Below are 20,784 nucleotides of genomic sequence, written 5' to 3'. Positions count from 1 at the left end.
GACTCGCACGGGCACAGGCCCCCGAGGGCCCACGCACCCGCCGTCATCCACCCGGGAGCCAGGGCCCGCCGGCGACGGGCCCCGAGGACCTCAGCGGACCTGCTGCGCCGCCTGGGGCGCCGGCCGGGACGCGGGGGCCATGCTGTTGGCGCCCGTGCCCTGCTCACCGTTGGCGAAGGCGCGCTCCATGTGCGCGTCGAGCTGGCCCACGGCCATCAGCCCCGCCATCCGGAAGTCCGAGATGAACGACCACAGCGGGTACTTGAAGCTCGCCGGCTTGTTCTTCTCGATGAAGAAGTGGCTGAACCACGCGAAGCCGTACGCCGCGACCAGCGCCGCCGGAACCAGCGCCCCACGGCCCGTGGCGATGGCCGCGATGCCCGTGGCCACGCCCAGGCTGGTGCCCACGAAGTGGAACCGGCGCGTCACGGGCAGCGAGTGCTCGCGCAGGTAGAACGGCCAGAACTCGGCATAGGTCTGGAGGGCGGCGGGCTTGGACATGAAGTGAAGTTGTGTCCAGGCAGGGGCTCGGCGTCAACCCGCTTCAGGTCGGTCTTTGTAGGTGTCCACATCCGCACGGGCGCGGGCCCTCCTCAACGGATCGCCTTCTCAAGGGGTTGTTCGCATGTCTGGCAACCGATGGGGCAGCCAGGCAGCTAGAATCCGCAGCCAATCTGCGGCAGTGGAAAAAGACTTCTCAACACCCCGTAGATCCTTGTCGTCCTGAAGCAGCCAGGTAGATTGGTCCTCAACCATGTCGCACTCCGCAACCCTTCCAACCCCGTTGGCGCTCCCGCTAGGCCCTGGGCTCGTCGCGTTCTTCGAGACGGTCATGGCCATCTTCGCGAGCGACGAGCCTCGCCTCTCCGCTAATCAGCGCGCGGTGATGGAGAAGGTCCTTGCCCGCTTCCAGCTTTATGGGCCGTATCTCTTAGAAGCCACGAATCGAGAGGATCTCCAGGCCAGGGTTGATACCCTGCTGGAGGACCCACGCTTCCATGACGACCTCCGGCTGTTCGCGAAGCTCATGGCAGCGGCGGAGATTGAGGACTACGCAGCGTTGTTGGCACAGGGGCCGAAGAAATCGGCGCCTGACTGGATTCAAGCCCTAGGGCCAGCGGCTGCCTCGGCGCTGTACCGGACTCGCACGTACACGATGGAGATGGCCCGGTGCGTGAGCGTGCTCAAGCACCGACAAAGAGCCACCCTCGCAACGAACCTCCCTTCAGCCTCTGAACCAAGCAAAGATCCACTGGCGTTCCTGAGCGATGCTGGGACCCCGGTTCCAGTAGCGAGAGCCCTCCTCGCGGGTACTCGCGTCAATGCACTCCAAACCGCATTGGGAGCAGCGATCCTCCACCGGAAGTCCGTCGAGCCCTGGCTGGGCCTCGCCATCGCGGAGTCACTCGCCGAGAATTCAAGGTGTTTCCTGGCACTGCTCGCCGCGCTGACAGGCACCGAGCTTCCCGCCAGTATCCTTCCCCCGGAAGAGCAGCTCGACATCCGTCAGATGGTGCAACAGGGCCATTCCCTGCGTGACGCCTACGAACATTTCCACGCGGACGCGGAGCGCTCGGGTGAACCGGTATACCCCGCTACACGTTAAGCCCACGCTCCGCGAGCGAGCGGTCGTGCTTGTCGAAATCAACGGCAAGCCACGTCCTGCCATTCTGGTCCAGTTCGCGAAGAACGAAGGCCGCGCCACTGTCCTGTGTGGGACCGGCACGCACCGACCTGAGCTGGCCGTCATCGAGGTGCCGCACCAGTCCGCTGCCGGAAAGGCCCTGCGCCTCGAAAAGGACACCTACTTCTATGCGGACAACGTCAGGAGCGTCCGCATCAGTCATCTCCAAGCCCGTGAGGGCCTCTGCCCGCCTTCGCTGTTCCTTCAAGTCCGCATCCTGGTGGATGGCGCCATGTCAAACCAATCCCATCAGCAGCTCATCAAGGACCTCGCGGAGGGCGCTGCGGCCGACCCCATCGCTAGTTCGGGCGGACCTGACTGAATGGATTGTCTGGTCACTCGTGTCGACAACTGACCACTGCCGTCTTCTCACAGTTTTGCGCTGGCCTAGCAACCCGAGCATCGCGAAAGCACCCCGACTCCCCTGAACGCGCGGGTCGTGGGAGACTCGGGAGCAATGACGGATTGGATTCCCAAGCCGAACCCGACGGTGGACCTGCGCACGCTGGTGCTCAGCCCGGAGGAGGGCTTCGTGCTCTCGCGGCTCGACGGCGCCACGGCGGCCAGGAACCTCCCCGCGCTCACCGGGCTGCCCCCCGAGCGACTCCAGGGCATCCTCACCCGGCTCGTCTCCCAGGGCGCCCTGCTGCCCGTCGCCACGGCCCCTGGGATCAACCCTCCCGGCATGCCGCGGGCACAGGCCCCCGCCGTGAGCCCCGGCTACGAGCCACTCGCCCCCACCGCGCCCCACACGCCACCGGACGAGGAGCTCCCCACGCTGGAGCTGCTCCTGCAGGAGGCCGACGCGGCTGACTCCGACGTCCTGGAGACCTCCGAGTCCGACGTCGTCCCCGCCGAGCCCCCAGACTCCGAGGCCGACGCCGAGGACGTGCCCGAGGTCGCGCTGGGCAACTTCCGCCAGCTCTTCGAGACGCGGTTGCATCCGCAACCCGAGGACCAGCGCGTCGCCCTGGCGCACACCGCGCAGGACCCGGAGCTGTCCGCGCTGTGCTTCGACCCGCTGCCGTCCGTCATCAAGGCGGTGATGGAGAACCCCCGCGTCGGCCTCGCCCACGCGCGCCTCATCGCGCGCAACCACAGGAACCCCGTGGGCCTGGAGTCGCTCTGCGCCCGCGCGGCCTTCGCGGCGGACACGGGCGTGCGGCGCTGGCTCGTGCGCAACCCGCAGCTGCCCGCCAGCCTGTTCCGCAGGCTCTGGAGCGCGCGCCGGTTGATGGAGCTGTACAAGGTGACGGTGGACCGCGACGTGCCCGAGTCCACGCGGCGCTCGTCGCGCGAGGTGCTCCGTCAGCGCTTCACCACCGGCCCCTCGGAGGAGAAGGTGGAGCTCATCCTCAACACCGAGGGCCGCGCGCTCGCGTCGCTCATCGGAATGTCCGTGGACGGGAAGACCGCGTCACTGCTGTGCGGACGCACCTACCGCTCGCCCATGCTCATCCAGAACATCGCGCGCTGGAGCGCCGCGCCCCCGGCCCTCATCGCCCACCTGCTCAAGCAGGAGGCCGTGCGAAGGCAGCCGCAGCTGCGCATGCTGCTCACCCGCCACCCCAACGCCCCCGCCGAGGCCCGCCGCAGCGGCTGAACCCCACCCGTCCCGGGTTTACCCAATCGTCATTGTGGATAATCCGTATTTCATGTTCAACATGAGCCACCTGCGCGCGGCGTCTGTCATTCGACTCGCAGGGGGGAGACCGCATGAAGACGAAGAGCCTGATGTACGCGCTGGGATTGATGGCGGCCGTGAGTGCTCCGCTGGCCGCCGAGGCCGCGTGTCCGTACACCTCCATCCAGGTGCGCGTGCAGCCCAACACGTCGACGCCGTGGTCGCAGAGCGCCACCGTCGCCAACGGGACGAACATCCACGTCGGCGTCTTCTACAATGGCTGGGGCACCCCGGTCGCCAGCGGCACGGTGGATGTCTACGCCGTCGAAGGCTCGCTCTCCATCCCGCTGGGCTCGGGCTGGGAGTACTGGTGGAACCCCGGCCGCAAGTCGCGCTGGTCCTTCTTCGCCTATTGCCGGGGAGGCGTGGTGAGCAACGACTCCTCGACGGTGACCTGGAACTGAGACACGGCCTCACGGTCTGCGCGCGGTGAGGATGGGCTGATAGAAGCCCGTCTCCTCCGGCGAATACCAACGCGTGTCGACGAGCCCCACCCGTGTCAGCGCGCGCTCCACCTCCACCCGCTGGAGCGCGCGATACACGCCGGTGTGCTCCGTGGCCTGCCAGCCCTTGCCCTCGGGGCGCAGGATGAACTGGTGGACCGTGTACGTCCTGCCGTCGGCGGCCCAATCCCAGACCTGGAAGAGGATGCGTCGGCCCTCGGGCGCGTCGAGCACCCGCTCCGAGGTGAAGCGCGGCTGGTCGGCCATCAGCGCGTCGTAGTCGCGCACGCTCAGGGCCAGCAGCCCCCCGGGCGCGAGCTTGGAGGCCATCGCATGCGCGGCGGCGTCCAGGTCCTCATCCGTGAGCAGGTGCGGCACCGCGTTGTCGAACGCGAGCACCACCTGGAACATCCCCGACACCTGCGTGTCCAGCGTCCGCATGTCCGCGACGCCGGTGGTGAGGGTGACGCCCAGGGTGCGCGCCTCGCGCTCGGCGCGGGCCACGGCGGCGGGGCTGAGGTCCGTGGCGTGCACCACGTAGCCGCGCCCCGCGAGCCCCAGCGCCTGCGTGCCGATGCCGCACGCGCAATCCAGCACCCGACGGGGCGGCGGCGCGCCACACCGACGCAGCAGCGCGTCCAGCGCGGCGCCCTGGCGCTCCACCGTCTGGGCCCAGTTGGCGAAGAGCAGGTGATACTCCTCGGCGAGCCCCTGGTAGAACTCGAGCACGGACTCAGCCATGCGCGCGCTCCTCGGCGGTTTGCGTCCTGGTGACGGCCGGAGGACTCATGGGCCGAACGTCCGCCCCTCCAGCGCCTCGATGGCGGCGCGCACGGGGGCGGGCAGCGGCACCGGCTCGTTCTTGACGTAGTCGAGGGTGACGATGACGGCGGTGCCCTTCGTGTAGAGCGTGCCGTCCTCCTCGCCGAACACCGCGTGCTCCAGCGTGACGGAGGTGTTGCCGATGCGCGAGACGCGGGCGCTGGCGGCCAGGCGCACGGGGAAGACGACGGGGCGCACGTACTCGGCCTGGGTGGCCTTGAGGATGGGGCCGACGCCACCCTGGATGCGCGTCTCGCCGGCGCCTGAGGGGCCCGTCATGCCGATGCGGGCGAGGTAGGCGATGCGCGCGGTCTCGAACCACGTGAAGGTGCGCGCGTTGTTCGCGTGGCCGAACGCGTCCATTTCACTCCAGTGCAGGGTGAAGGGGACGACGACGGGGAAGTCCTTGGGGGTGAGGTCCGCCATGGCGGGCAGGGTGCCCCACTCGCGGCCATGAGGGAACGAAGAACACCGCCTGCCTGCTCTCCAGCCAGGGGCCAGTGTCGTGATAATCCAGCAACACGATGAGTCCACGACTCCTGATGTCCGCGCTGGCCCTCACGGGCCTCGGTATCAACCCGCCCGCCTGGGCGAGTGAGGCCTCCTCGGAGGTCATGGCCGCGACGGGGGCTCGCATCAGCTCCGTGCCCGAGTGGACCGTCTCACCGAACATCACCGCGCGACGCTGGGTCGCGAGCCCGGAGTCCGTCGAGTCCATCGCGGCCACCACGACGAGCGCCGTCGGCAGGGCAGCGTCCACGCCGGGTGTCACCGCGCCCGCCTGGGCCGCCGCGCCGGGCACCGTCGCGCCGAGCATCACCGCGCAACGCTGGGTCGTCGCCTCCACCGGAGCCACGACGCCGAGCACCACCGCGCCGAGCCCGCGCCCCGCGGAAGCGAAGCCCACGGTGCGCCACCGCGTCACCGCCGCCGAGGCGCCGCGCCACATCATCGCGAACGGCAAGGGCCGCGCGACGCTCTTCCTCAACGAGTCCACCGGCGCCACCGCCGCGTCGCTGACGCTGCTGGAGCTCCAGCCCGGCGGCGAGGTCCCCGAGCACACGCACGAGTCGAGCGCGGAGATTCTCTACATCGAAGACGGCGCCGCCGACATGACGGTGTCCGGACAGACGTTGCGCGTGAGCAAGGGTGACGCCGTCTACATCCCCGCGGGCGCGAAGCACTCCGCGCGCGTGGTGTCGCCCGGTGCGCCGTTCAAGGCCGTGCAGGTCTACGCGGGCCCGGGCCCCGAGCAGCGCTTCACGCAGGGCCCCCGGGAGAGCGCCCCTCATGGCCGCTGAGCGCGAATCCTCGGCGGCGCGCCAGCGGAACGAGCCCTCCCAGCCTCCCACCGACTCGACACCGGCCGAGCGCCCGCACCTCGTCCCGTCCCGCAACGAGACCGCCCTCATCTCCGACAGCGGCACGGCCACCCACCCCCAGCACCACGCCCCCATGGTGCGCTGGCTGCACCCATCGCAGCTGATTCGCACGGGCCTGGACGCCGTCGTCGCCGCCGTCTTCGGCGCCCGCGCGGACCACCGCCTCATCGAGGCCGTGGTCCGTCCGCAGGTCCCCTACTTCGACTACTCCGAGGAGACTCGCCCCCAGGGAGACTTCTGGCTCGACTACGTCTCCGACACCGGCGACGGCTGGGACTCCACGTACACGGTGGCGCGGCTGCTCGCGCTGCCCGAGCTGAAGCTCCCCGTGCGAGGCCAGCCCCGCGCCGGCGAGTTCGACACCGAGCGCGGCCGGGTCCTCGTCTTCGGCGGCGACGGCGTGTACCCCGGCGCCAGCCGCGAGGCCTACGAGGAGCGCCTCATCCAGCCGTACGAGGCCGCCATGCGGCGCTCCGTCGCACCCAATCCGGACCTGTTCGTCATCCCGGGCAACCACGACTGGTACGACGGCCTGTCCGCCTTCATGCGGCTGTTCTGCGCCAACCGCTGGATTGCCGGACGACGCACGCGGCAGAGCCGCAGCTACTTCGCGCTCAAGCTGCCGCATCGCTGGTGGCTCATCGGCACGGACGTGCAGCTCAACAGCGACATCGACGTGCCCCAGGTGGAGTACTTCCGCCAGGTGGCCGACAGCATGGGCCCCGACGACCGCGTCATCCTGTGCAACGCGGAGCCCGCGTGGATTCTCGCCGCCACGCAGCGGCGCAAGGGCAGCTACCTGGAGAACAACCTGGAGTACCTCCAGGAGAAGGTGCTCGGTCGGCGCATCAGCATCTTCCTCGCCGGAGACCTGCACCACTACCGCCGGCACGAGGACCCCGCGGGCCGACAGAAGATCACGGCCGGCGGCGGCGGCGCCTTCATGCACCCCACGCACGCGCCCAAGGCGCACGTGCTGCGCGATGGCTACCGGCTGGAGAAGAGCTTCCCCGACGAGCGCACCTCACGCGCGCTCGCGCGAAAGAACCTGTTCCTCATCCGCTACAGCCCGCTGTTCGGCCTGCTGACGGGCGCGCTGTACCTGCTGCTCGCGCTGGCCGCGTACGCGGAGGTGGGCTCGCTGGGCTTCTCCCAGCTGGGCGACGTCATCATGGCGGTGGCCAACAGCATGGTGAGCCGTCCGTGGACCATGGTGCTGGGCCTGGGCACCATCGGGGGGCTCATCGGCCTGGCCGACTCCGCGTTCGGGAAGTTCCGGTGGCTCGCGGGCACGCTGCACGGTGTGGCGCACATCCTCGCGGCGTTCTTCGTCGCGTGGGGAGGCACGTACCTGGCGGTGAGCGGGATGGGCATCTGTCCCGACCTGACCCCGGACGGCCTCAACTGCACGGCGGGCTGGGCGCACCTGGCGGGCAAGTTCCTGGTGTCCTCGGCGCTCACCTTCCTGGGTGGCTTCCTGGTGGGGCCCTTCGTCATGGGGTTGTACCTGTGGCTGAGTGTCAACCTGTTCGGGGCCCACTCGAACGAGGCGTTCATCTCGTTGGCGCTGCCGGACTGGAAGAACTTCCTGCGCCTGCACATCGACGAGAAGGGACAGCTCACCGTCTACCCGGTGGGTATCGAACGGGTGCCGCGCCGCTGGAAGCGCACACATGCGGGGCCTCATGCACCGGCGTACGAGCCGGATGACGCCAAGGCCACGCCTCCCGCGCTCATCGAGCCGCCCATCCGCGTCTAGGGTCCGCCGCTCGCGGGAACGGTGTAGCCTTTGGGGCTCACCGCTCACGAAGGAGCTGTACGCCGATGGCCGCACAGACGATGGAGCAGCTGGTTTCCCTGTCCAAGCGCCGGGGCTTCATCTTCCCGGGCTCCGCCATCTACGGGGGCCTGCAGGGCACGTACGACTACGGTCCGCTCGGCGTCGAGCTGAAGAACAACCTGAAGCTGGCCTGGTGGCGTGCCAACGTCTGGGAGCGCGAGGACATGGAGGGCATCGACGCCTCCATCCTCATGAACAAGCTCACGTGGCGCTATTCGGGGCACGAAGAGACCTTCGTGGACCCGATGGTGGACTGCAAGGGCTGCAAGATGCGCTGGCGGGCGGACCAGATTGCCGGCAAGTGTCCCAGCTGCGGCTCCGCGGAGCTGACCGAGCCGCGCCCCTTCAACCTGATGTTCAAGACGCAGGTGGGGCCGGTGCCGGACCCGGAGTCCTTCTCCTATCTGCGCCCCGAGACGGCGCAGGGCATCTTCCTCAACTTCAAGCACGTGCTCGACTCGACGTCGCGCAAGCTGCCGTTCGGCATCGCGCAGATGGGCAAGTCCTTCCGCAACGAAATCACGCCGCGCAACTTCATCTTCCGCGTGCGTGAGTTCGAGCAGATGGAAATTGAGTTCTTCGTGAAGCCCGGCGAGGACGAGGCGTGGCACCAGAAGTGGGTGGAGGACCGCATCAACTGGTGGCTGTCGGTGGGACTGTCCAAGGACAACCTGGTGCCGTACCACCAGAAGGCGAACGAACTGGCGCACTACGCGAAGGCGACGGTGGACCTGCTCTATCGCTTCCCGCACGGGTTGGAGGAGCTGGAGGGCATCGCGAACCGGACGGACTACGATTTGGGTTCGCACAGCAAGGACCAGGGCTCGCTGGGGTTGAAGGCGCGCGTGGCGCCCAACAGCCACAGCACGGAGAAGCTCACGTACTTCGACGCGGAGACGAAGCAGCACGTGGTGCCGTTCGTCATCGAGCCGTCGGCGGGCGTGGACCGCGGGGTGCTCGCGGTGCTGAGCGAGGCGTACGCGGAGGAGCAGGTGAAGCCCGCGCCGGCGGACCGGCTCAAGCCGGTGGAGGAGGCGCTGGGCACGTTCCTCAAGTCCGTGAGCCGCAACGAGAAGCTCACGGCGGACGCGAAGAACGCGCTGCTGGCAGAGGGTGAGCGAATCTCCGGCGCGCTGGGCGAGCGGCTCGCGTCGATAACGGGGCTGTTGTCGATGCCGGGGGCGGAGAGCATCGAGGTGGCGAAGAAGCTGCGCGGCCAGGTGGACCCGGTGGTCGACGAGTTCTACCGGACGGTGCTGCACTTCAAGCCGCGCCTGGCGCCCATCAAGGTGGCGGTGCTGCCGCTGAAGAAGAACCACGCGGGCATCGTGGACGTGGCGAAGGGCATCCGCCGTCGGCTCCAGTCCTCGGGCTCGATGCGTGTCGTGTACGACGACACGGGCGCCATCGGGAAGCTGTACCGGCGTCAGGACGAAATCGGGACGCCCTTCTGCGTCACGGTGGACTTCGACACGCTGGGGGACGGGAAGGACACGTCCACGAAGGACACCGTCACCGTGCGCCACCGCGACTCCATGGCCCAGGAGCGCGTCGCCATCTCCGAGCTGGAGGGCTACCTGCGCGAGAAGATGGAGTAGTCCCGCCATCCAGGACCCTGGGCTGCCCTCCAGCAAGGAGCCGAGGGAGCCCAGGTCCCCAGGACGTGTCACCTCCGGACAGGGCTCGTCCCACAAGCGCACAACGGGTACACCCTGGGGTTGGCGGGCCGGCCGTCACATCGCGCCCTTGAGGCGGATGGGGCGTTGGCACGCGATTGGCTCTGAGGTCGCCCATGCCTTCCTTCCTCCAGGACCTGCGCCACGGCTTCCGCTCCCTGCGCCGCAGCCCGGGCTTCACCCTGGCCACCGTGCTCGCGCTGGCCTTCGGCATCGGCGCGAACACGCTGCTCTTCAGCGTGGTGAGCGCGCTGCTCTTGCGCCCGCTCCCCCTCCCCCAGTCCGAGCAGCTCGTCTCCGTGTGGGGCTTCGACCCACGCGAGCCCGACGGCAACAACGCCCTGTCCCGCCTGGACTCCGAGGACCTCCGGCAGAAGGTGAAGGCCTTCGCCGCGTTCGCCGTCTACGACACCGGCGGCTTCACCCTCACCGGCCCCCACCAGGAACCCGAGCGGGTGGAGGGCGCGGCGGTGTCGGAGGACTTCTTCCGCGTCGCCGGCGTGCGCCCCGTGCTCGGCCGGACGCTCGAGGACCCCGAGTTCCAGCTCAACGGCCCGCGCGCCGTGGTGCTCTCGCACGGCCTCTGGACCCGACGCTTCGGCGCGGACCCGAGCGTGCTCGGCCGCACGATGGAGCTGGACGGCAATCCCTACGAGGTCGTCGGCGTGATGCCCGAGGGCTTCGACTTCCCTCGCGAGGACTCGCAGGAGCCCGTCGGCCTGTGGGCCCCGCTGTCCGCGCGCGACTTCGTCCGCTCCAACTGGGAGAGCCGCGGCACCCACCTGCTCTCCGGCGTGGCCCGGCTGGCCCCGGGCTTCAACGCCGAGCAGGCCCACCAGGAGGCCCAGGGCGTGATGCGGGCCCTGTCGCAGACGTACCCGGACACCAACACCCAGGCGAGCGTGAGCGTGCGCGGCCTCCAGGAGCGCCTGTCCCAGAAGACACGTCGCCCCGCGCTCCTGCTGCTCGGCGCCGTGGCGCTGCTGCTGCTCATCGCCTGCGTCAACGTGGCGCAGCTGCTCCTCGCCCGCGCGATGACCCGGCAGCAGGAGTTCGCCGTGCGCACCGCGCTGGGCGCGGGCAAGGGCGCGCTCGCCCGACAGTTGCTGGCGGAGGGCTCGCTGCTGGCCCTGGCCGGAGGCGCGCTGGGGTTGCTCCTGGGCCTGTGGGGCACGGACATGCTGAGCGCGATGCTGCCGGAGTCCGTGCGTCAGGTGCAGGCGGTGCGCGTGGATGGACGCGCGCTGGTGTACACGGCGGCGCTGGTGCTCGTGGTGTCGCTGATGTGCGGCCTCGCGCCGCTGGGCACCGCGCTCAAGGCCAACCTCGGCGGCCTGCTCCAGAGCACGCGCGGCACGAGCGCGAACAAGGCGGCGCTGCGCTGGCGCGCGATTCTCGTGTCCACGCAGGTGGCGCTCGCGCTGGTGTTGCTGGTGGGCGCGGGGCTGCTGGTGCGCAGCGCGCAGCGGCTGGCCGACGTGGACCCGGGCTACCGGCCCGACGGCGTGTCGCTGATGGGCGTCAACCTCCCGGCCGCGCGCTACCCGCGGGACACGATTGCGACCTTCTACGAGCGACTGCTGGAGCAGGTGCGCGCGCAGCCGGGCGTGGAGGCCGCGTCGCTGGTGACGCCGGGCATCGTGACGGGCGGCGCCATCGGCCTGTCGATGGAGCTGCCGGGCAAGCCCTCGCCCTCGGGGGAGAAGCTCGTCACCGGCTACCGGGCGATGAGCGATGGCGTCTTCGCCACGCTGGGGATTCCGCTCAAGCAGGGGCGGGACTTCACGCGGCAGGACACCGCGGACGCGCCGCCGGTGGTCGTGGTGAACGAGTCCTTCGCGCGGCGCCACTTCCCCAACGAGGACGCCATCGGCAAGCGGGTCGTCATCGCCTTCGGCCGCCCGCTCAAGGAGCGTGAAATCGTGGGCGTGGTGGGGGATGTCCGCGCGCGCGCGCTGGACGAGCCCGCGGAGCCGGAGCTGTACGCACCGCTCGCCCAGACGCCCTGGGCCATGACGTCCGTGGTGGTGCGCAGCAAGCTCCCGCTGGAGCGCGTGACGGCGCTGGTGAAGGGCGAGATGCGCCAGCTCGACTCGCAGTTGACGCTGCCGAAGACGACGACGCTGGCGCAGGGCCTGGAGCGCTCGGTGGCGGACCGGAGCTTCCAGCGGGTGCTCCTGCTCGCCTTCGCGGTGTCGGCGGTGGCGCTCGCCTCGCTCGGCATCTACGGGTTGATGGCGTACAGCGTGGCGCAGCGTCGACGGGAGCTGGGCATCCGCCTGGCGCTGGGGGCGCTGCCCTCGGACGTGGTGCGGCTGGTGATGAAGCAGGCCCTGCGGATGTGCGCGCTGGGCCTGGGCGTCGGGCTCGCGCTGGCGCTCGGGCTGTCGCGGCTGCTGGAGGGCCTGCTGTACGACGTGAGCGCCACGGACCCGCTGACCTTCCTCGCCGTGCCGCTGCTGCTGCTCACCGTCGTCTCGCTGGCGAGCTGGCTGCCCGCCCGCCGCGCGTCGAAGGTGTCGCCCGGCGTGGCCATGTCCGCGGACTGAAGTCTCACCCCGCCGCGTCGAGCTCCGCGACGACGCGGCGGACCTGGCCTTCGCGCCCCTTCTGGGTCCTCGCCGTCAGCACCTTGAGGACCAGCCCGTACCGCCGCGTCCTGCCGAGCGCCTCGAACGCCCGCGCCGCCCGAGGGCTCGCCGCCAGCGCCGCAGTGAGCACCTCCGGCACCGTGGCGTTCTTCTGCGACTCGTAGGCCGCGTCCCAGCGCCCATCCGCCTTCGCGGCCTCGACCTCCGCGAGCCCCGAGGGCCGCATCCGACCCGCGCGCGTGAGTGCCTCCACCTTGCGCACGTTCACACAGGACCAGCGGCTGCGCGGCCGGCGCGGGACGTACTTCTGCAGGTAGAAGCGCGCGTCGAGCGACTTGCGCTGCCCCGAAATCCATCCGAAGCACAGCCCCACGTCGACCGCCTCGTCATCGGTGAGCGAGGCAATCTGCGTCCCCTTCTTCGCGAGCTTCAACCAGACCCCCGCGGACGCATCGACGTGCGTCTGGAGCCAGGCCTCGAACTCCGCCGCGCCCCGGAACACAATCACCGGCGCCCCTCCTTCAGCGCTGGCCATGGGCGCCTCCCAGCACGTCCAGGTAGTGGCGGTTGAACATCAGGCCCAGCACGTTCCCGAACGGGTCGGTGACCGACGCCGTGACGAAGCCCGGCCCGCGCTCGGTGACGCCATCCAGGAGCTGCGCCCCCATCGCGAGCACCCGCGCGAGCGTCCCCGCGATGTCGTCGACGTGCCAGTAGACCACCGTCCCGCCCTGAGCCGTGGCGAGCCCCGGCGGCGCGAACCTCCGGTCGATGATGCCCAGCTCGTGCTGGTAGTCGCCGATGCGGAACTCCACATACCCGGGCCCGCGCCCCACGTCCTCGCTGCGGAAGTAGGGCTGCATGCCGAGCAGCTCCGCGTACCAGCGCGTCACCGCCTGGAGGTCATCCGCCCAGAGGTTGAAGGTGCACATTCCGCGCAAGGTGTGGGTCATGGCGTTTGTCTCCGTGTGTCCTGGCCGCGCTCGTTCGCGACCCCATGAACATGGCCCCAGAACGTGACAGAATGAGTCACCTTTGAAGCGCGAGCCCGTCACCGACCGTCTGGACCGGGTCCTGGGTCTCCTCGCCTCCCGCCCGTCCTGGACGGCCCCGGAGCTGGCGGAGGAGCTGGGCGTCTGCGTGCGCACCATCCGGCGGGACTTGTCCCGGCTCTCCGCGCGCGGCGTCCCCATCGAGTCGGATGCGGGCCGGGGCGGCGGCATCCGCGTCCCGCCGAGGACGGGGCTCGGGCGCGTGCAGCTCAACGCCCAGGAGCTGCTCGACCTGCTGCTCGCCCTGGCGCTCGCCGAGCGGCTCGAGTCCCCGCTCCTGCTGTCGACGCTCAAGAGCCTGCGCCAGAAGCTCGCCGCGTCGTTCCCACCCGAGGAGCGCGCCCGCGTCGGCAAGCTGCGCCAGCGCATCCTCGTGGGCCCCACCGCGCGCAGCATCAGCGCGACGTGGAAGGCCCCCAGGGCCGCGGTGCTGCGCCCCCTCCAGGAGGCCTTCTTCGAGCAGCGCGCGCTGGAGCTGACCTACCGCGCGAGCGACACGAGCACGGTGCGCGTCGTGGAGCCCCACTACCTCCTGCTCAGCTGGCCCGCGTGGTACCTGCTCGTCTGGGACCACCTGCGCGGAGCGGTGCGCATGCTCCGCGTCGACCGCATCGAAGCCGCGAGCGTCCAGGCCGCGACGTTCCAGGTGCGCGACTCGGAGTCGATGATCGCCACCCTCGGCGACATCTTCTCGTCGCTCTGAGCGCGGGCGGTATAGACAAGGGCCATGAGCACCCCTGTCACCTTCTTCCTGATTCCCGCCGAGGGCCTCGCCGGTGTGTTGACGCCGTCCCGGCTCGCGTCCCTGCGCGCCGCGGTGGTGCGCGAGGACCCCGAGGCGATGGAGGACGAGGAGGTGCTGCTCGCGCTCATGGACCACCTCTCCCAGCACGGCGGCGCCGCGCTGACGCGGCTGCCCGAGCCGCTCGGTGACGAGGTGCTGGAGCTGCTCGACGTGCTCGCCGAGGACCTGGTCCACACCGACAAGGAGCCCCGGAGCGAGCGCCTGGAGCAGGCCACCTCGCAGCGCCCCGACGCCGACGACCTCCAGGCCGCCGAGGCCGTCGTCCGCGCGGCCTGCCCGGACACGCTCCACCACCTCTGGCGCCACACCGTCTGGGGCCGGGTCCCCCAGCAGGAGGGCGCCACCGACGACCTGCGGCGCATCAACCCGAACCTCGGCTACTGGACGAACGCCGAGGTGCGCCAACTGCGCGACGGCCTGCGCGAGCACCTCCACGGCGCCCCCACCTACCAGCCCGTCAGCGGCTGGGCCCGCTTCACCTCCCGCCTGCGCCGCATCACCCGGCGCGGAGACCCCGCGCGAGCGCTCGACGCCGTGACGCAGGCGCTGGACAAGGCCTCACGCCAGGGCGCGGGCCTGCTCTTCGCACGCTGACCTCACATCAGGGTACGCACCAGCCGGCCCACCGTGGCCATCGCGCCCTCGATGCGCGGCGTCCACGGCTGTCCACACGACATGCGGATGAAGTTCCGGTACGAGTCTGGCCGGGGCGAGAAGATGGGCCCCGGCGCGATGCTCACGCCCGCATCCAGCGCGCGTCCGTGCAGCACCAGCGAGTCCACCGTGGACGGCAGCTCCACCCACAACAGCGAGCCCCCCGCTGGCCGCGCCACGCGCGTGCCCTCCGGGAAGTGCTCAGCCACGCCCTCCGCCATGCGCGCCACCTGCTCCGACAGCCGGCGCCGCAGCGCGCGCAGGTGCCGGTCATACCCGCCCTCCTCCAGGAAGCGCGCAATCGCCAGCGGCAGCAGCGTGGGCGAGGCCACCGTGTGCGAGAACTTCAGGAGTTCCACCCGCTCCCGGAGCCGACCCGGCGCCACGTACCCCACGCGGAAGCCCGGCGCGAGCGTCTTCGAGAACGAGCCACACAGCATCACGTTGCCCGTCGTGTCGAACGACTTGCACGTGCGCGGCCTGCGCTCGTCGAAGTGCAGGTCACCGTACAGGTCATCCTCGATGAGCGGCACCCCGCGCTCCTCGAGCATGGCCACCAGTCGCTGGCGGTTCGCCGTCGGCATGCAGCTGCCCACCGGGTTGCTGTAGCTGGGCACCACCAGCACCGCCGCCACGCGCCGCCGCTCCAGCGCCGCCTGGAGCGCATCCAGCTCCATGCCGTGGCGCGGTGAGCACGGAATCTCCAGCGCGCGCAGCCCGAGCGACTCGATGGCCTGGAGCGTGCCGTAGTACGCCGGTGACTCAATCGCGATGGTGTCCCCCTGCCGGGCCACGGCGAGCAGGCACAGGTGGATGGCCTCCGCGGCGCCGACGGTGATGATGAAGTCCTCGGGCGACAGCGCCGCGCCCCAGTCCAGCGAGCGCCGCGCCAGCTGCCGCCGCAGCTCCGGACACCCCGGAGGCACGTCGTACAGCATCCCCGCGTCACCCCTCTCGCGGGTGAGCGCGTTGAGCTCCCGGTACAGCCGGCGCGTGGGGAGCAGCTCCGTGGACGGCCACGCGCCGCCCATCTGCACCAGGTTCGGGTCGCGCATCGACTGGTACACGCGCGACACCAGCGCGCTCACCGTGACGGGCGTGGCGCTCGTCGCGGGGCGGGACACCTGCGGCTCCGCGAGGCGGGGACGCTCGCGCCGGCGCACGTAGTGGCCCGACTGCGGCCGCGTCTCGATGAGCCCCACCGACTCCAGGTGCAGATACGCCTGGAGCACCGTGGAGATGCTCACCTGCTCACGCAGGCTGAGCTGACGCACGGAGGGCAGCCTGTCTCCCGCGCGCAGCGTGCCCGCGTTGATGGCGTCCTCCAGTCGCTCCGCCACCTGCTCGTACAACTTCGGTTTGTGTGCCAGCGCGCCCATGCCGTCCCCGATGCGAAGTCCGTCTCCCGCCAATCCGTATCGGTAACGGGCCCGGCCTCCGCTGCCCAGACACACCTGCCCACTGGACGGACCAGTACAGTTCCTTGGACTTCAACTGTACTGGTCACAATGCTGGATTGCTGTCTCTGTTCTGTTTCCCCGGCGGGGCGCATGGTGGGCCATGAGGAGGTCGTGGTGCCATGGAGTCCAAGCTCATGTCGGCGCGGCGAGGCTTCTGGAGCTCGCTGTGGAATCACCTGAAGCCCCAGGCTCGCCCCGGAGTGGAGACGGGCGGCCAGGGGCTGCGCGAGGGGACACTCTGGAGTCGGCGCATCCAGGGGGACGAGGGCCTGCTGCTCACGTGTACCGAGGGCCGGCTCTGGCTCACCTTCGAGTCGGACCCTCGGGACTACGTGCTGGAGCGCGGGAGCAGCGTGCCCCTGGACCACGGCGGCCAGGTGGTGGTGCAAGCGCTGAGGTCGGCGCGCTTCTGCCTGGGGACGTCGCTTGCGCCCTGCGCCGGGTGAGCCGGGCTCACTCCGAGGGAGGCGTCGTGAGCGCGCCCCGGGCGGCGCGGCGCAGGTAGAGCGCGAACGGCACGTGGGTGATGGCGTCTTCGGCGAGGGGGACCTCCAGCGTGCCGTCGTAGCGGGCCGGGCGGCGGCCGCGCACGGCGACCTCGGACTGGATGGTGATGCACATGCCCACCTTGAGGAACGGTGAGCGGGCGCTCGCCTCGGGGCCCTTCAGCCCGAAGTAGACGTCCAGCTCGTAGCGCTGAGCGACTGTGTTCGTCCGGAACGCGGCGCGCTCGACGAGCAGCTTCTCGTCCAGCTTCTTGAAGATGCCTGGGATGAAGTCGACCTGGAAGGAGTCCTCCAACACCTGGAGGACGTCCTGGACGCTCTTGAGACGGTCGGCGTCGACGGCGATATCGAGGGACATGGTGTACCTCTCGGGACCTCGGGCCTGGAGCGCGTGGATAGCGCCGGGCGCGCGCGAAGCGCCGAGAGGTTTCGAGGGGACGTCCGGCCGGTGACGGCCACCGTGGAGGACTGTCGCCCGTCACACGGTGGCTTCGCCCCACGGTCTACCGTGGGGCGCTCGGGACTTCAGGCCACGGTGAGGATCTCGGGGCCCTGCTCGGTGACGAGCAGCGTGTGCTCGAACTGGGCGCTGCGGCTGCCGTCGGCGGTGACGGCGGTCCACCCGTCGTCCCACGTGCGGTGGCCCCAGCCGCCCAGGTTGATCATCGGCTCGACGGTGAAGATCATCCCCGGTTGCATGATGGTGTCGGCCTCGGGCTCGTAGTAGTGCGGAATCTGGAGGGACGTGTGGAACGTCTCGCCGATGCCGTGGCCGCAGTAGGCGCGCACCACGCTCATGCCGTTCTTGGTGGCGTGGTCTTCAATCGCGCGGCCGATGTCGCTGATGGGCCGGCCGGGCTTCACCGCGGCGATGCCCAGCTCCATGCACTCGCGGGTGACGCGCACCAGCCGCTCGCTCTCCGGGTCCACCTTGCCCACGAAGTGGGTGGCCGAGCAGTCGCCGTGGACGCCATCCAGGTAGATGGTGATGTCCAGGTTGACGATGTCGCCGTCCTCGAGCGCGCGGTTGTCGGGGATGCCGTGGCAGATGACCTCGTTGACCGAGGTGCACAGGGACTTGGGGAAGCCGTGGTAGTTGAGCGTGCTCGGGTAGCCGCCCCGGCGGATGTAGGCCTCGTGGGTGATGGCGTCCAGCTCGTCGGTGGTGATGCCGGGGCGCACGTGGGAGGCGACTTCCTGGAGCACCTCGGCGGCGGCCTTGCAGGCCCTGCGCATGCGCGCGATGACATCCGGCGAGCGGATCTCAGAGTCGCTCGGGCGGCGCTGGGGGCGGCCGGACACGGCGTAGTCGGGGCGGGGGATGTGCAGGGGCACGTCGCGGCGGGGGCTGATGATGCCCGGGCGGATGCCCTTGCGCGCGACGTCGGGGCCCTTCTTGCGCGCCTCGACGGCGTCGGCGCCGCGGTGGCACTTCTTGTACTTGGTGCCGCTGCCGCACCAGCAGGTGTCATTGGGGCCGGGCAGGACGGCGGGAGGGGTACGGGGAATGGCGGTGGTCATCTCTCAACTCCGATGGAAGCCGTGTCGGACCTGCGGGCACGAAGCCAGCGCATCACCTGGGGACGCAGCCACAAGCGTGGGCGTCCGGTGCCCAGGTCCAGGATGGGGCGGGGCATGTCCGGGTAGCGGCGCAGATAGGTGCTGACGCTGTTGGTGTGGCGAAGCTGCAGCAGGCCGGCCACGCCCTGGGCGTCGATGAGGTCTTCCGTCTTCACCATGGGACACATGAGGGGGTTGTCTATACCCGTAGACACGCCCGGGCGCACGGGTTCTTTCCGCCCCCTCGGCGGGTGGCCTGCCGGGCGACCTGTGGATGACAGGGTGCGGGGTGCCACCAGGGGGGCCGTCGCTCGCCTGGGACACGGCCGCGTCAGCGGATGAGGACTCCGTGCGCGACGGGGTCGAAGCGCGAGCCCTCCTGCACTTCAGCGGAGGTCTGGTGAGACGCCCCCACCGAAACCAGGGCAGACTTGAGGGCGCTTCTCATCCGCTGACCAGTCTCCCCGAGCAGCTGACAATGGTGGCCCCATGGAGGGCGCCACCCTGCATGGACTTCCCGCAGTGAGGTGCATGATGGAACCGAAACAGGTCACGGTGCGGCGCTGGTCCGAAATCACCAGCAAACCCCTCACGGAAGAGAGTGTGCGTGCGCTGCACTTGCCCGCGAAGAAGTATCGGGTGAGCGTCAGTCGGTATTCGCCGGTGGAGGATTTCGGTGGATCGATGCGGGCCGGTACGGTCTATGTGCTGGCTGGGCGCTGCCAGATTGAATTCGGCACGCAGGCTGTCCAGTTCGCCGCAGGAGATGTCGCGGAGTTTCCTGCCGGTGATTATCGCGTGGTGGTGAATCACGAAGCTGGGTGTGTGGTTGTTTTTGCCTGGGAGCTTCCAGCGGAGCTTGCTCGATAGGAGTCGACCGACGCATGGAGCACAGAGCTGACAAGCCTCTCACCGTGACGTGGCAGGGAATAGGTGTGGCCCTCTATCGCCACCAGCAGATGGACACGGGCGAGCATCAGCACCGGTCGCTGCAACTGCTCATGCCCCTCGGCCGCCCTGCTGTCCGCGGGCGCTGGCGCTCCGTCGACCGCGCGGTGGACGTGCGGCTCGTCCGAGAGGAAGTGGGCGTCGTCGGCTCCGACCTGCCGCATGCCTTCGCCTGGGACGCGGGCGCGCAGGTGGTGTCCTTCTTCCTTCCTCCCGAGCGGATGTCTTCGCTCGCCGGAGAGCACGATCTGGAGCACGCCCTGTGCTCGGTGGGCCCATCACGACTGACGGACCCGGTGCTCCGTGAGTTGCTGCGCGCCAGCGGCGAGGCGCTGTGCGAGGGACGTCCACCCTCGCGACTCGAAGTGGATGCGCTCGCCACCGTGCTGGGCCTGCGCCTGCTGCGTCTCGACGGCCAACGCCCGAAGTCCGGAGCGAAGCCCGTGGGACTCGCGCCCTGGCAGCTCCGGCGCGTGACAGACTTCGTCGAGGCGAACCTGGACACGGCCCTCGGCCTGGAGTCCCTCGCCGCCGTGGTCGACCTGAGCCCGTCCCACTTCTCGCGAGGCTTCAAACGAACCACCGGCAACACGCCACACCAGTTCGTCCTGACCCGGCGCCTGGAACGCGCACGAGAGCTGCTCGCCACCACCGCGCTCCCGCTGAGCGACATCGCGCAAGCCACGGGCTTCTCCAGCCAGAGCCACTTCACCGCCTTGTTCCGCGCGCGCCACGCGCTCACGCCCGCCCGCTTCCGTCGCGAGGTGACGGACTCGACGAATGGCGCGAACCCGATAGACGAAGCAGGAACCTGATAGACGCCCCGACACGACGTGGACGAGGGTGGCCCCATGTCACTCCCCTCCTCTCGCCCCACCGTGGACGCCGCGCTGGTCCGCCGCGTGGAGCTGGCCCAGGCCGCGCAGAACCGCGCCGCCACACCGACACACGGCATCCTCGAGATCGCAGGCGGTCTCGCCCTCTTCAATGGCGCCAACTCGCCGCTCACCCAGGCGCTCGCGCTCGGACTCTCAGGCCCCGTCAGCGCCGAGTCCCTCGACCGCGTGGAGGCCCACCTGGGACAACAGGGTGGTCTCCTCCAGCTCGACCTGCTCCCCTTCGCCGACCCGTCGCTCGCGCAGGAGCTGGCCCGTCGTGGCTACCGCGTCGGTGAGTTCCAGCAGGTCTTCGTGCGCGCCCTGCCCGCGAGTCCGCCTCCTCCCACCGCACCCGGCATCGAGCTTCGTCCGCTCCGCCCCGGTGAGGCCCAGGTCTTCTCGCGCACCGTGGCCCAGGGCTTCATGGGACGTGACGAGGTCTCCGACAAGGAGGCCTCGCTCATGCTGGGCACCGCGACCATGCCCGGCACCACGTGCTTCCTCGCGCTCGTGGACGGAGAGCCCGCGGGAGGCGGCACCGTGGCCATACACGACGGCGTGGCCACCCTGTCCGGCACCGGCGTGCGCGAGCGCTTCCGTGGCCGAGGACTCCAGCAGGCCCTCATCTCCACCCGCCTCGACTGGGCCACCCGTCAGGGCTGCACCCTGGCGTCGAGCAGCACCCTGCCCGCCAGTCCCTCACAGCGGAACATGGAGCGCCTGGGGTTCTTCGTCGCCTACCCCAAGGCCGTGATGATGCGCGACCTCACCTCGAGCCCCCGCTGACACACGTCTCCCA

General features: G+C 70.0%; 23 protein-coding genes. 14 read left to right on the top strand and 9 right to left on the bottom strand.

The genetic code is table 11. The annotated features are described in order from the left end of the window. Positions 1-90 precede the first annotated feature (90 nt). On the bottom strand, positions 91-501 hold the full coding sequence (locus tag VZQ01_RS22265) for an Mpo1-like protein (protein WP_426744363.1): 411 nt from the start codon (positions 499-501) through the stop codon (positions 91-93). 331 nt (positions 502-832) lie between these two features. Here VZQ01_RS22265 and VZQ01_RS22260 point away from each other — a divergent pair, with 331 nt between their 5' ends. From VZQ01_RS22260 to VZQ01_RS22245, 4 genes are all read left to right on the top strand, one after another. After that, positions 833-1,606 (top strand): hypothetical protein, encoded by a 774-nt coding sequence (locus VZQ01_RS22260; RefSeq protein ID WP_426744361.1) that lies wholly within the window; start codon positions 833-835, stop codon positions 1,604-1,606. A gap of 25 nt (positions 1,607-1,631) precedes the next feature. Beyond that, a complete protein-coding gene (locus tag VZQ01_RS22255) occupies positions 1,632-2,006 on the top strand; it encodes a hypothetical protein (protein WP_426744359.1) in 375 nt (124 codons plus the stop codon). Between the two features lie 135 nt (positions 2,007-2,141). Beyond that, positions 2,142-3,287, top strand: a complete 1,146-nt coding sequence (locus VZQ01_RS22250; protein WP_426744357.1) for a hypothetical protein — start codon at positions 2,142-2,144, stop codon at positions 3,285-3,287. 113 nt (positions 3,288-3,400) lie between these two features. After that, entirely contained in the window at positions 3,401-3,772 is a 372-nt protein-coding gene (locus tag VZQ01_RS22245) for a hypothetical protein (RefSeq protein WP_426744356.1), read from the top strand. Positions 3,773-3,781: 9 nt separating this feature from the next. On the opposite strand, the gene VZQ01_RS22240 is transcribed toward VZQ01_RS22245, so the two are convergent. Together VZQ01_RS22240 and VZQ01_RS22235 are read right to left on the bottom strand one after the other, a co-directional pair. Beyond that, positions 3,782-4,552 carry a class I SAM-dependent methyltransferase gene (locus VZQ01_RS22240; RefSeq protein ID WP_426744354.1) on the bottom strand — a complete coding sequence of 257 codons (771 nt, stop codon included), beginning with the start codon at positions 4,550-4,552 and terminating at the stop codon, positions 3,782-3,784. Positions 4,553-4,597: 45 nt separating this feature from the next. Further along, positions 4,598-5,059 (bottom strand): acyl-CoA thioesterase, encoded by a 462-nt coding sequence (locus VZQ01_RS22235; RefSeq protein WP_426744352.1) that lies wholly within the window; start codon positions 5,057-5,059, stop codon positions 4,598-4,600. A 98-nt stretch (positions 5,060-5,157) separates the two neighbouring features. Here VZQ01_RS22235 and VZQ01_RS22230 point away from each other — a divergent pair, with 98 nt between their 5' ends. The 4 genes from VZQ01_RS22230 (at position 5,158) to VZQ01_RS22215 (ending at position 12,080) form a co-directional block, all read left to right on the top strand. Next, positions 5,158-5,934, top strand: a complete 777-nt coding sequence (locus tag VZQ01_RS22230) for a cupin domain-containing protein (protein ID WP_426744351.1) — start codon at positions 5,158-5,160, stop codon at positions 5,932-5,934. Then, a complete protein-coding gene (locus VZQ01_RS22225) occupies positions 5,924-7,774 on the top strand; it encodes a metallophosphoesterase (RefSeq protein WP_426744349.1) in 1,851 nt (616 codons plus the stop codon). Before VZQ01_RS22230 ends, VZQ01_RS22225 begins: the two co-directional genes overlap by 11 nt. 65 nt (positions 7,775-7,839) lie before the next feature. After that, positions 7,840-9,453, top strand: a complete 1,614-nt coding sequence (locus tag VZQ01_RS22220; RefSeq protein ID WP_426744347.1) for a glycine--tRNA ligase — start codon at positions 7,840-7,842, stop codon at positions 9,451-9,453. Between the two features lie 194 nt (positions 9,454-9,647). Further along, complete coding sequence (locus VZQ01_RS22215; protein WP_426744345.1) at positions 9,648-12,080, top strand: ABC transporter permease; 2,433 nt, start codon at positions 9,648-9,650, stop codon at positions 12,078-12,080. 4 nt (positions 12,081-12,084) lie between these two features. Here VZQ01_RS22215 and VZQ01_RS22210 read toward each other — a convergent pair whose 3' ends face one another. Both VZQ01_RS22210 and VZQ01_RS22205 read right to left on the bottom strand, forming a co-directional pair. Further along, positions 12,085-12,657 (bottom strand): YdeI/OmpD-associated family protein, encoded by a 573-nt coding sequence (locus VZQ01_RS22210; RefSeq protein ID WP_426744343.1) that lies wholly within the window; start codon positions 12,655-12,657, stop codon positions 12,085-12,087. Further along, on the bottom strand, positions 12,644-13,075 hold the full coding sequence (locus VZQ01_RS22205) for a VOC family protein (protein WP_426744341.1): 432 nt from the start codon (positions 13,073-13,075) through the stop codon (positions 12,644-12,646). The genes VZQ01_RS22210 and VZQ01_RS22205 overlap by 14 nt, the downstream gene beginning before the upstream one ends. An 82-nt stretch (positions 13,076-13,157) precedes the next feature. Here VZQ01_RS22205 and VZQ01_RS22200 point away from each other — a divergent pair, with 82 nt between their 5' ends. Both VZQ01_RS22200 and VZQ01_RS22195 read left to right on the top strand, forming a co-directional pair. Further along, entirely contained in the window at positions 13,158-13,877 is a 720-nt protein-coding gene (locus VZQ01_RS22200) for a helix-turn-helix transcriptional regulator (RefSeq protein ID WP_426744339.1), read from the top strand. A gap of 24 nt (positions 13,878-13,901) precedes the next feature. Then, on the top strand, positions 13,902-14,573 hold the full coding sequence (locus VZQ01_RS22195) for a hypothetical protein (RefSeq protein ID WP_223751208.1): 672 nt from the start codon (positions 13,902-13,904) through the stop codon (positions 14,571-14,573). Between the two features lie 2 nt (positions 14,574-14,575). Here VZQ01_RS22195 and VZQ01_RS22190 read toward each other — a convergent pair whose 3' ends face one another. Then, positions 14,576-16,012, bottom strand: a complete 1,437-nt coding sequence (locus VZQ01_RS22190; RefSeq protein ID WP_223751209.1) for an aminotransferase-like domain-containing protein — start codon at positions 16,010-16,012, stop codon at positions 14,576-14,578. 200 nt (positions 16,013-16,212) lie between these two features. Between VZQ01_RS22190 and VZQ01_RS22185 the strand changes: the two genes are divergently transcribed. Next, the gene (locus VZQ01_RS22185) at positions 16,213-16,539 is read left to right on the top strand and encodes a DUF2917 domain-containing protein (RefSeq protein ID WP_267698956.1); all 327 of its coding nucleotides are present in this window, start codon (positions 16,213-16,215) and stop codon (positions 16,537-16,539) included. Between the two features lie 7 nt (positions 16,540-16,546). Here VZQ01_RS22185 and VZQ01_RS22180 read toward each other — a convergent pair whose 3' ends face one another. From VZQ01_RS22180 to VZQ01_RS22170, 3 genes are all read right to left on the bottom strand, one after another. Next, positions 16,547-16,957, bottom strand: a complete 411-nt coding sequence (locus tag VZQ01_RS22180) for a hypothetical protein (protein ID WP_426744336.1) — start codon at positions 16,955-16,957, stop codon at positions 16,547-16,549. A 167-nt stretch (positions 16,958-17,124) separates the two neighbouring features. Next, positions 17,125-18,120: a type I methionyl aminopeptidase gene (gene map, locus VZQ01_RS22175; protein ID WP_426744334.1), complete on the bottom strand. Its 996-nt coding sequence runs from the start codon at positions 18,118-18,120 to the stop codon at positions 17,125-17,127. Continuing rightward, on the bottom strand, positions 18,117-18,338 hold the full coding sequence (locus VZQ01_RS22170) for a hypothetical protein (RefSeq protein ID WP_046718637.1): 222 nt from the start codon (positions 18,336-18,338) through the stop codon (positions 18,117-18,119). The genes map and VZQ01_RS22170 overlap by 4 nt, the downstream gene beginning before the upstream one ends. Before the next feature lie 310 nt (positions 18,339-18,648). Between VZQ01_RS22170 and VZQ01_RS22165 the strand changes: the two genes are divergently transcribed. The 3 genes from VZQ01_RS22165 (at position 18,649) to VZQ01_RS22155 (ending at position 20,771) form a co-directional block, all read left to right on the top strand. Beyond that, entirely contained in the window at positions 18,649-19,029 is a 381-nt protein-coding gene (locus tag VZQ01_RS22165; RefSeq protein WP_223751214.1) for a hypothetical protein, read from the top strand. 65 nt (positions 19,030-19,094) lie between these two features. Then, complete coding sequence (locus tag VZQ01_RS22160; RefSeq protein WP_408888783.1) at positions 19,095-19,922, top strand: AraC family transcriptional regulator; 828 nt, start codon at positions 19,095-19,097, stop codon at positions 19,920-19,922. Positions 19,923-19,958: 36 nt separating this feature from the next. Then, complete coding sequence (locus tag VZQ01_RS22155) at positions 19,959-20,771, top strand: GNAT family N-acetyltransferase (RefSeq protein ID WP_426744331.1); 813 nt, start codon at positions 19,959-19,961, stop codon at positions 20,769-20,771. Positions 20,772-20,784: the final 13 nt, after the last annotated feature.

The sequence above is a fragment of the Myxococcus faecalis genome (assembly GCF_050039385.1).
Classification (GTDB): Bacteria; Myxococcota; Myxococcia; order Myxococcales; family Myxococcaceae; genus Myxococcus; species Myxococcus fulvus.
This window is presented reverse-complemented; position numbering and strand designations above follow the sequence as displayed.

What these genes read in the sequence shown, in the direction of transcription:
- VZQ01_RS22265 (WP_426744363.1), bottom strand. Translation starts at nt 501, where the DNA reads ATGTCCAAGCCCGCCGCCCTCCAGACCTATGCCGAGTTCTGGCCGTTC.
- VZQ01_RS22260 (WP_426744361.1), top strand. Translation starts at nt 833, where the DNA reads ATGGCCATCTTCGCGAGCGACGAGCCTCGCCTCTCCGCTAATCAGCGC.
- VZQ01_RS22250 (WP_426744357.1), top strand. Translation starts at nt 2,142, where the DNA reads ATGACGGATTGGATTCCCAAGCCGAACCCGACGGTGGACCTGCGCACG.
- VZQ01_RS22245 (WP_426744356.1), top strand. Translation starts at nt 3,401, where the DNA reads ATGAAGACGAAGAGCCTGATGTACGCGCTGGGATTGATGGCGGCCGTG.
- VZQ01_RS22240 (WP_426744354.1), bottom strand. Translation starts at nt 4,552, where the DNA reads ATGGCTGAGTCCGTGCTCGAGTTCTACCAGGGGCTCGCCGAGGAGTAT.
- VZQ01_RS22235 (WP_426744352.1), bottom strand. Translation starts at nt 5,059, where the DNA reads ATGGCGGACCTCACCCCCAAGGACTTCCCCGTCGTCGTCCCCTTCACC.
- VZQ01_RS22230 (WP_426744351.1), top strand. Translation starts at nt 5,158, where the DNA reads ATGAGTCCACGACTCCTGATGTCCGCGCTGGCCCTCACGGGCCTCGGT.
- VZQ01_RS22225 (WP_426744349.1), top strand. Translation starts at nt 5,924, where the DNA reads ATGGCCGCTGAGCGCGAATCCTCGGCGGCGCGCCAGCGGAACGAGCCC.
- VZQ01_RS22220 (WP_426744347.1), top strand. Translation starts at nt 7,840, where the DNA reads ATGGCCGCACAGACGATGGAGCAGCTGGTTTCCCTGTCCAAGCGCCGG.
- VZQ01_RS22215 (WP_426744345.1), top strand. Translation starts at nt 9,648, where the DNA reads ATGCCTTCCTTCCTCCAGGACCTGCGCCACGGCTTCCGCTCCCTGCGC.
- VZQ01_RS22210 (WP_426744343.1), bottom strand. Translation starts at nt 12,657, where the DNA reads ATGGCCAGCGCTGAAGGAGGGGCGCCGGTGATTGTGTTCCGGGGCGCG.
- VZQ01_RS22205 (WP_426744341.1), bottom strand. Translation starts at nt 13,075, where the DNA reads ATGACCCACACCTTGCGCGGAATGTGCACCTTCAACCTCTGGGCGGAT.
- VZQ01_RS22195 (WP_223751208.1), top strand. Translation starts at nt 13,902, where the DNA reads ATGAGCACCCCTGTCACCTTCTTCCTGATTCCCGCCGAGGGCCTCGCC.
- VZQ01_RS22190 (WP_223751209.1), bottom strand. Translation starts at nt 16,012, where the DNA reads ATGGGCGCGCTGGCACACAAACCGAAGTTGTACGAGCAGGTGGCGGAG.
- VZQ01_RS22185 (WP_267698956.1), top strand. Translation starts at nt 16,213, where the DNA reads ATGGAGTCCAAGCTCATGTCGGCGCGGCGAGGCTTCTGGAGCTCGCTG.
- VZQ01_RS22180 (WP_426744336.1), bottom strand. Translation starts at nt 16,957, where the DNA reads ATGTCCCTCGATATCGCCGTCGACGCCGACCGTCTCAAGAGCGTCCAG.
- map (WP_426744334.1), bottom strand. Translation starts at nt 18,120, where the DNA reads ATGACCACCGCCATTCCCCGTACCCCTCCCGCCGTCCTGCCCGGCCCC.
- VZQ01_RS22170 (WP_046718637.1), bottom strand. Translation starts at nt 18,338, where the DNA reads ATGGTGAAGACGGAAGACCTCATCGACGCCCAGGGCGTGGCCGGCCTG.
- VZQ01_RS22165 (WP_223751214.1), top strand. Translation starts at nt 18,649, where the DNA reads ATGGAGGGCGCCACCCTGCATGGACTTCCCGCAGTGAGGTGCATGATG.
- VZQ01_RS22155 (WP_426744331.1), top strand. Translation starts at nt 19,959, where the DNA reads ATGTCACTCCCCTCCTCTCGCCCCACCGTGGACGCCGCGCTGGTCCGC.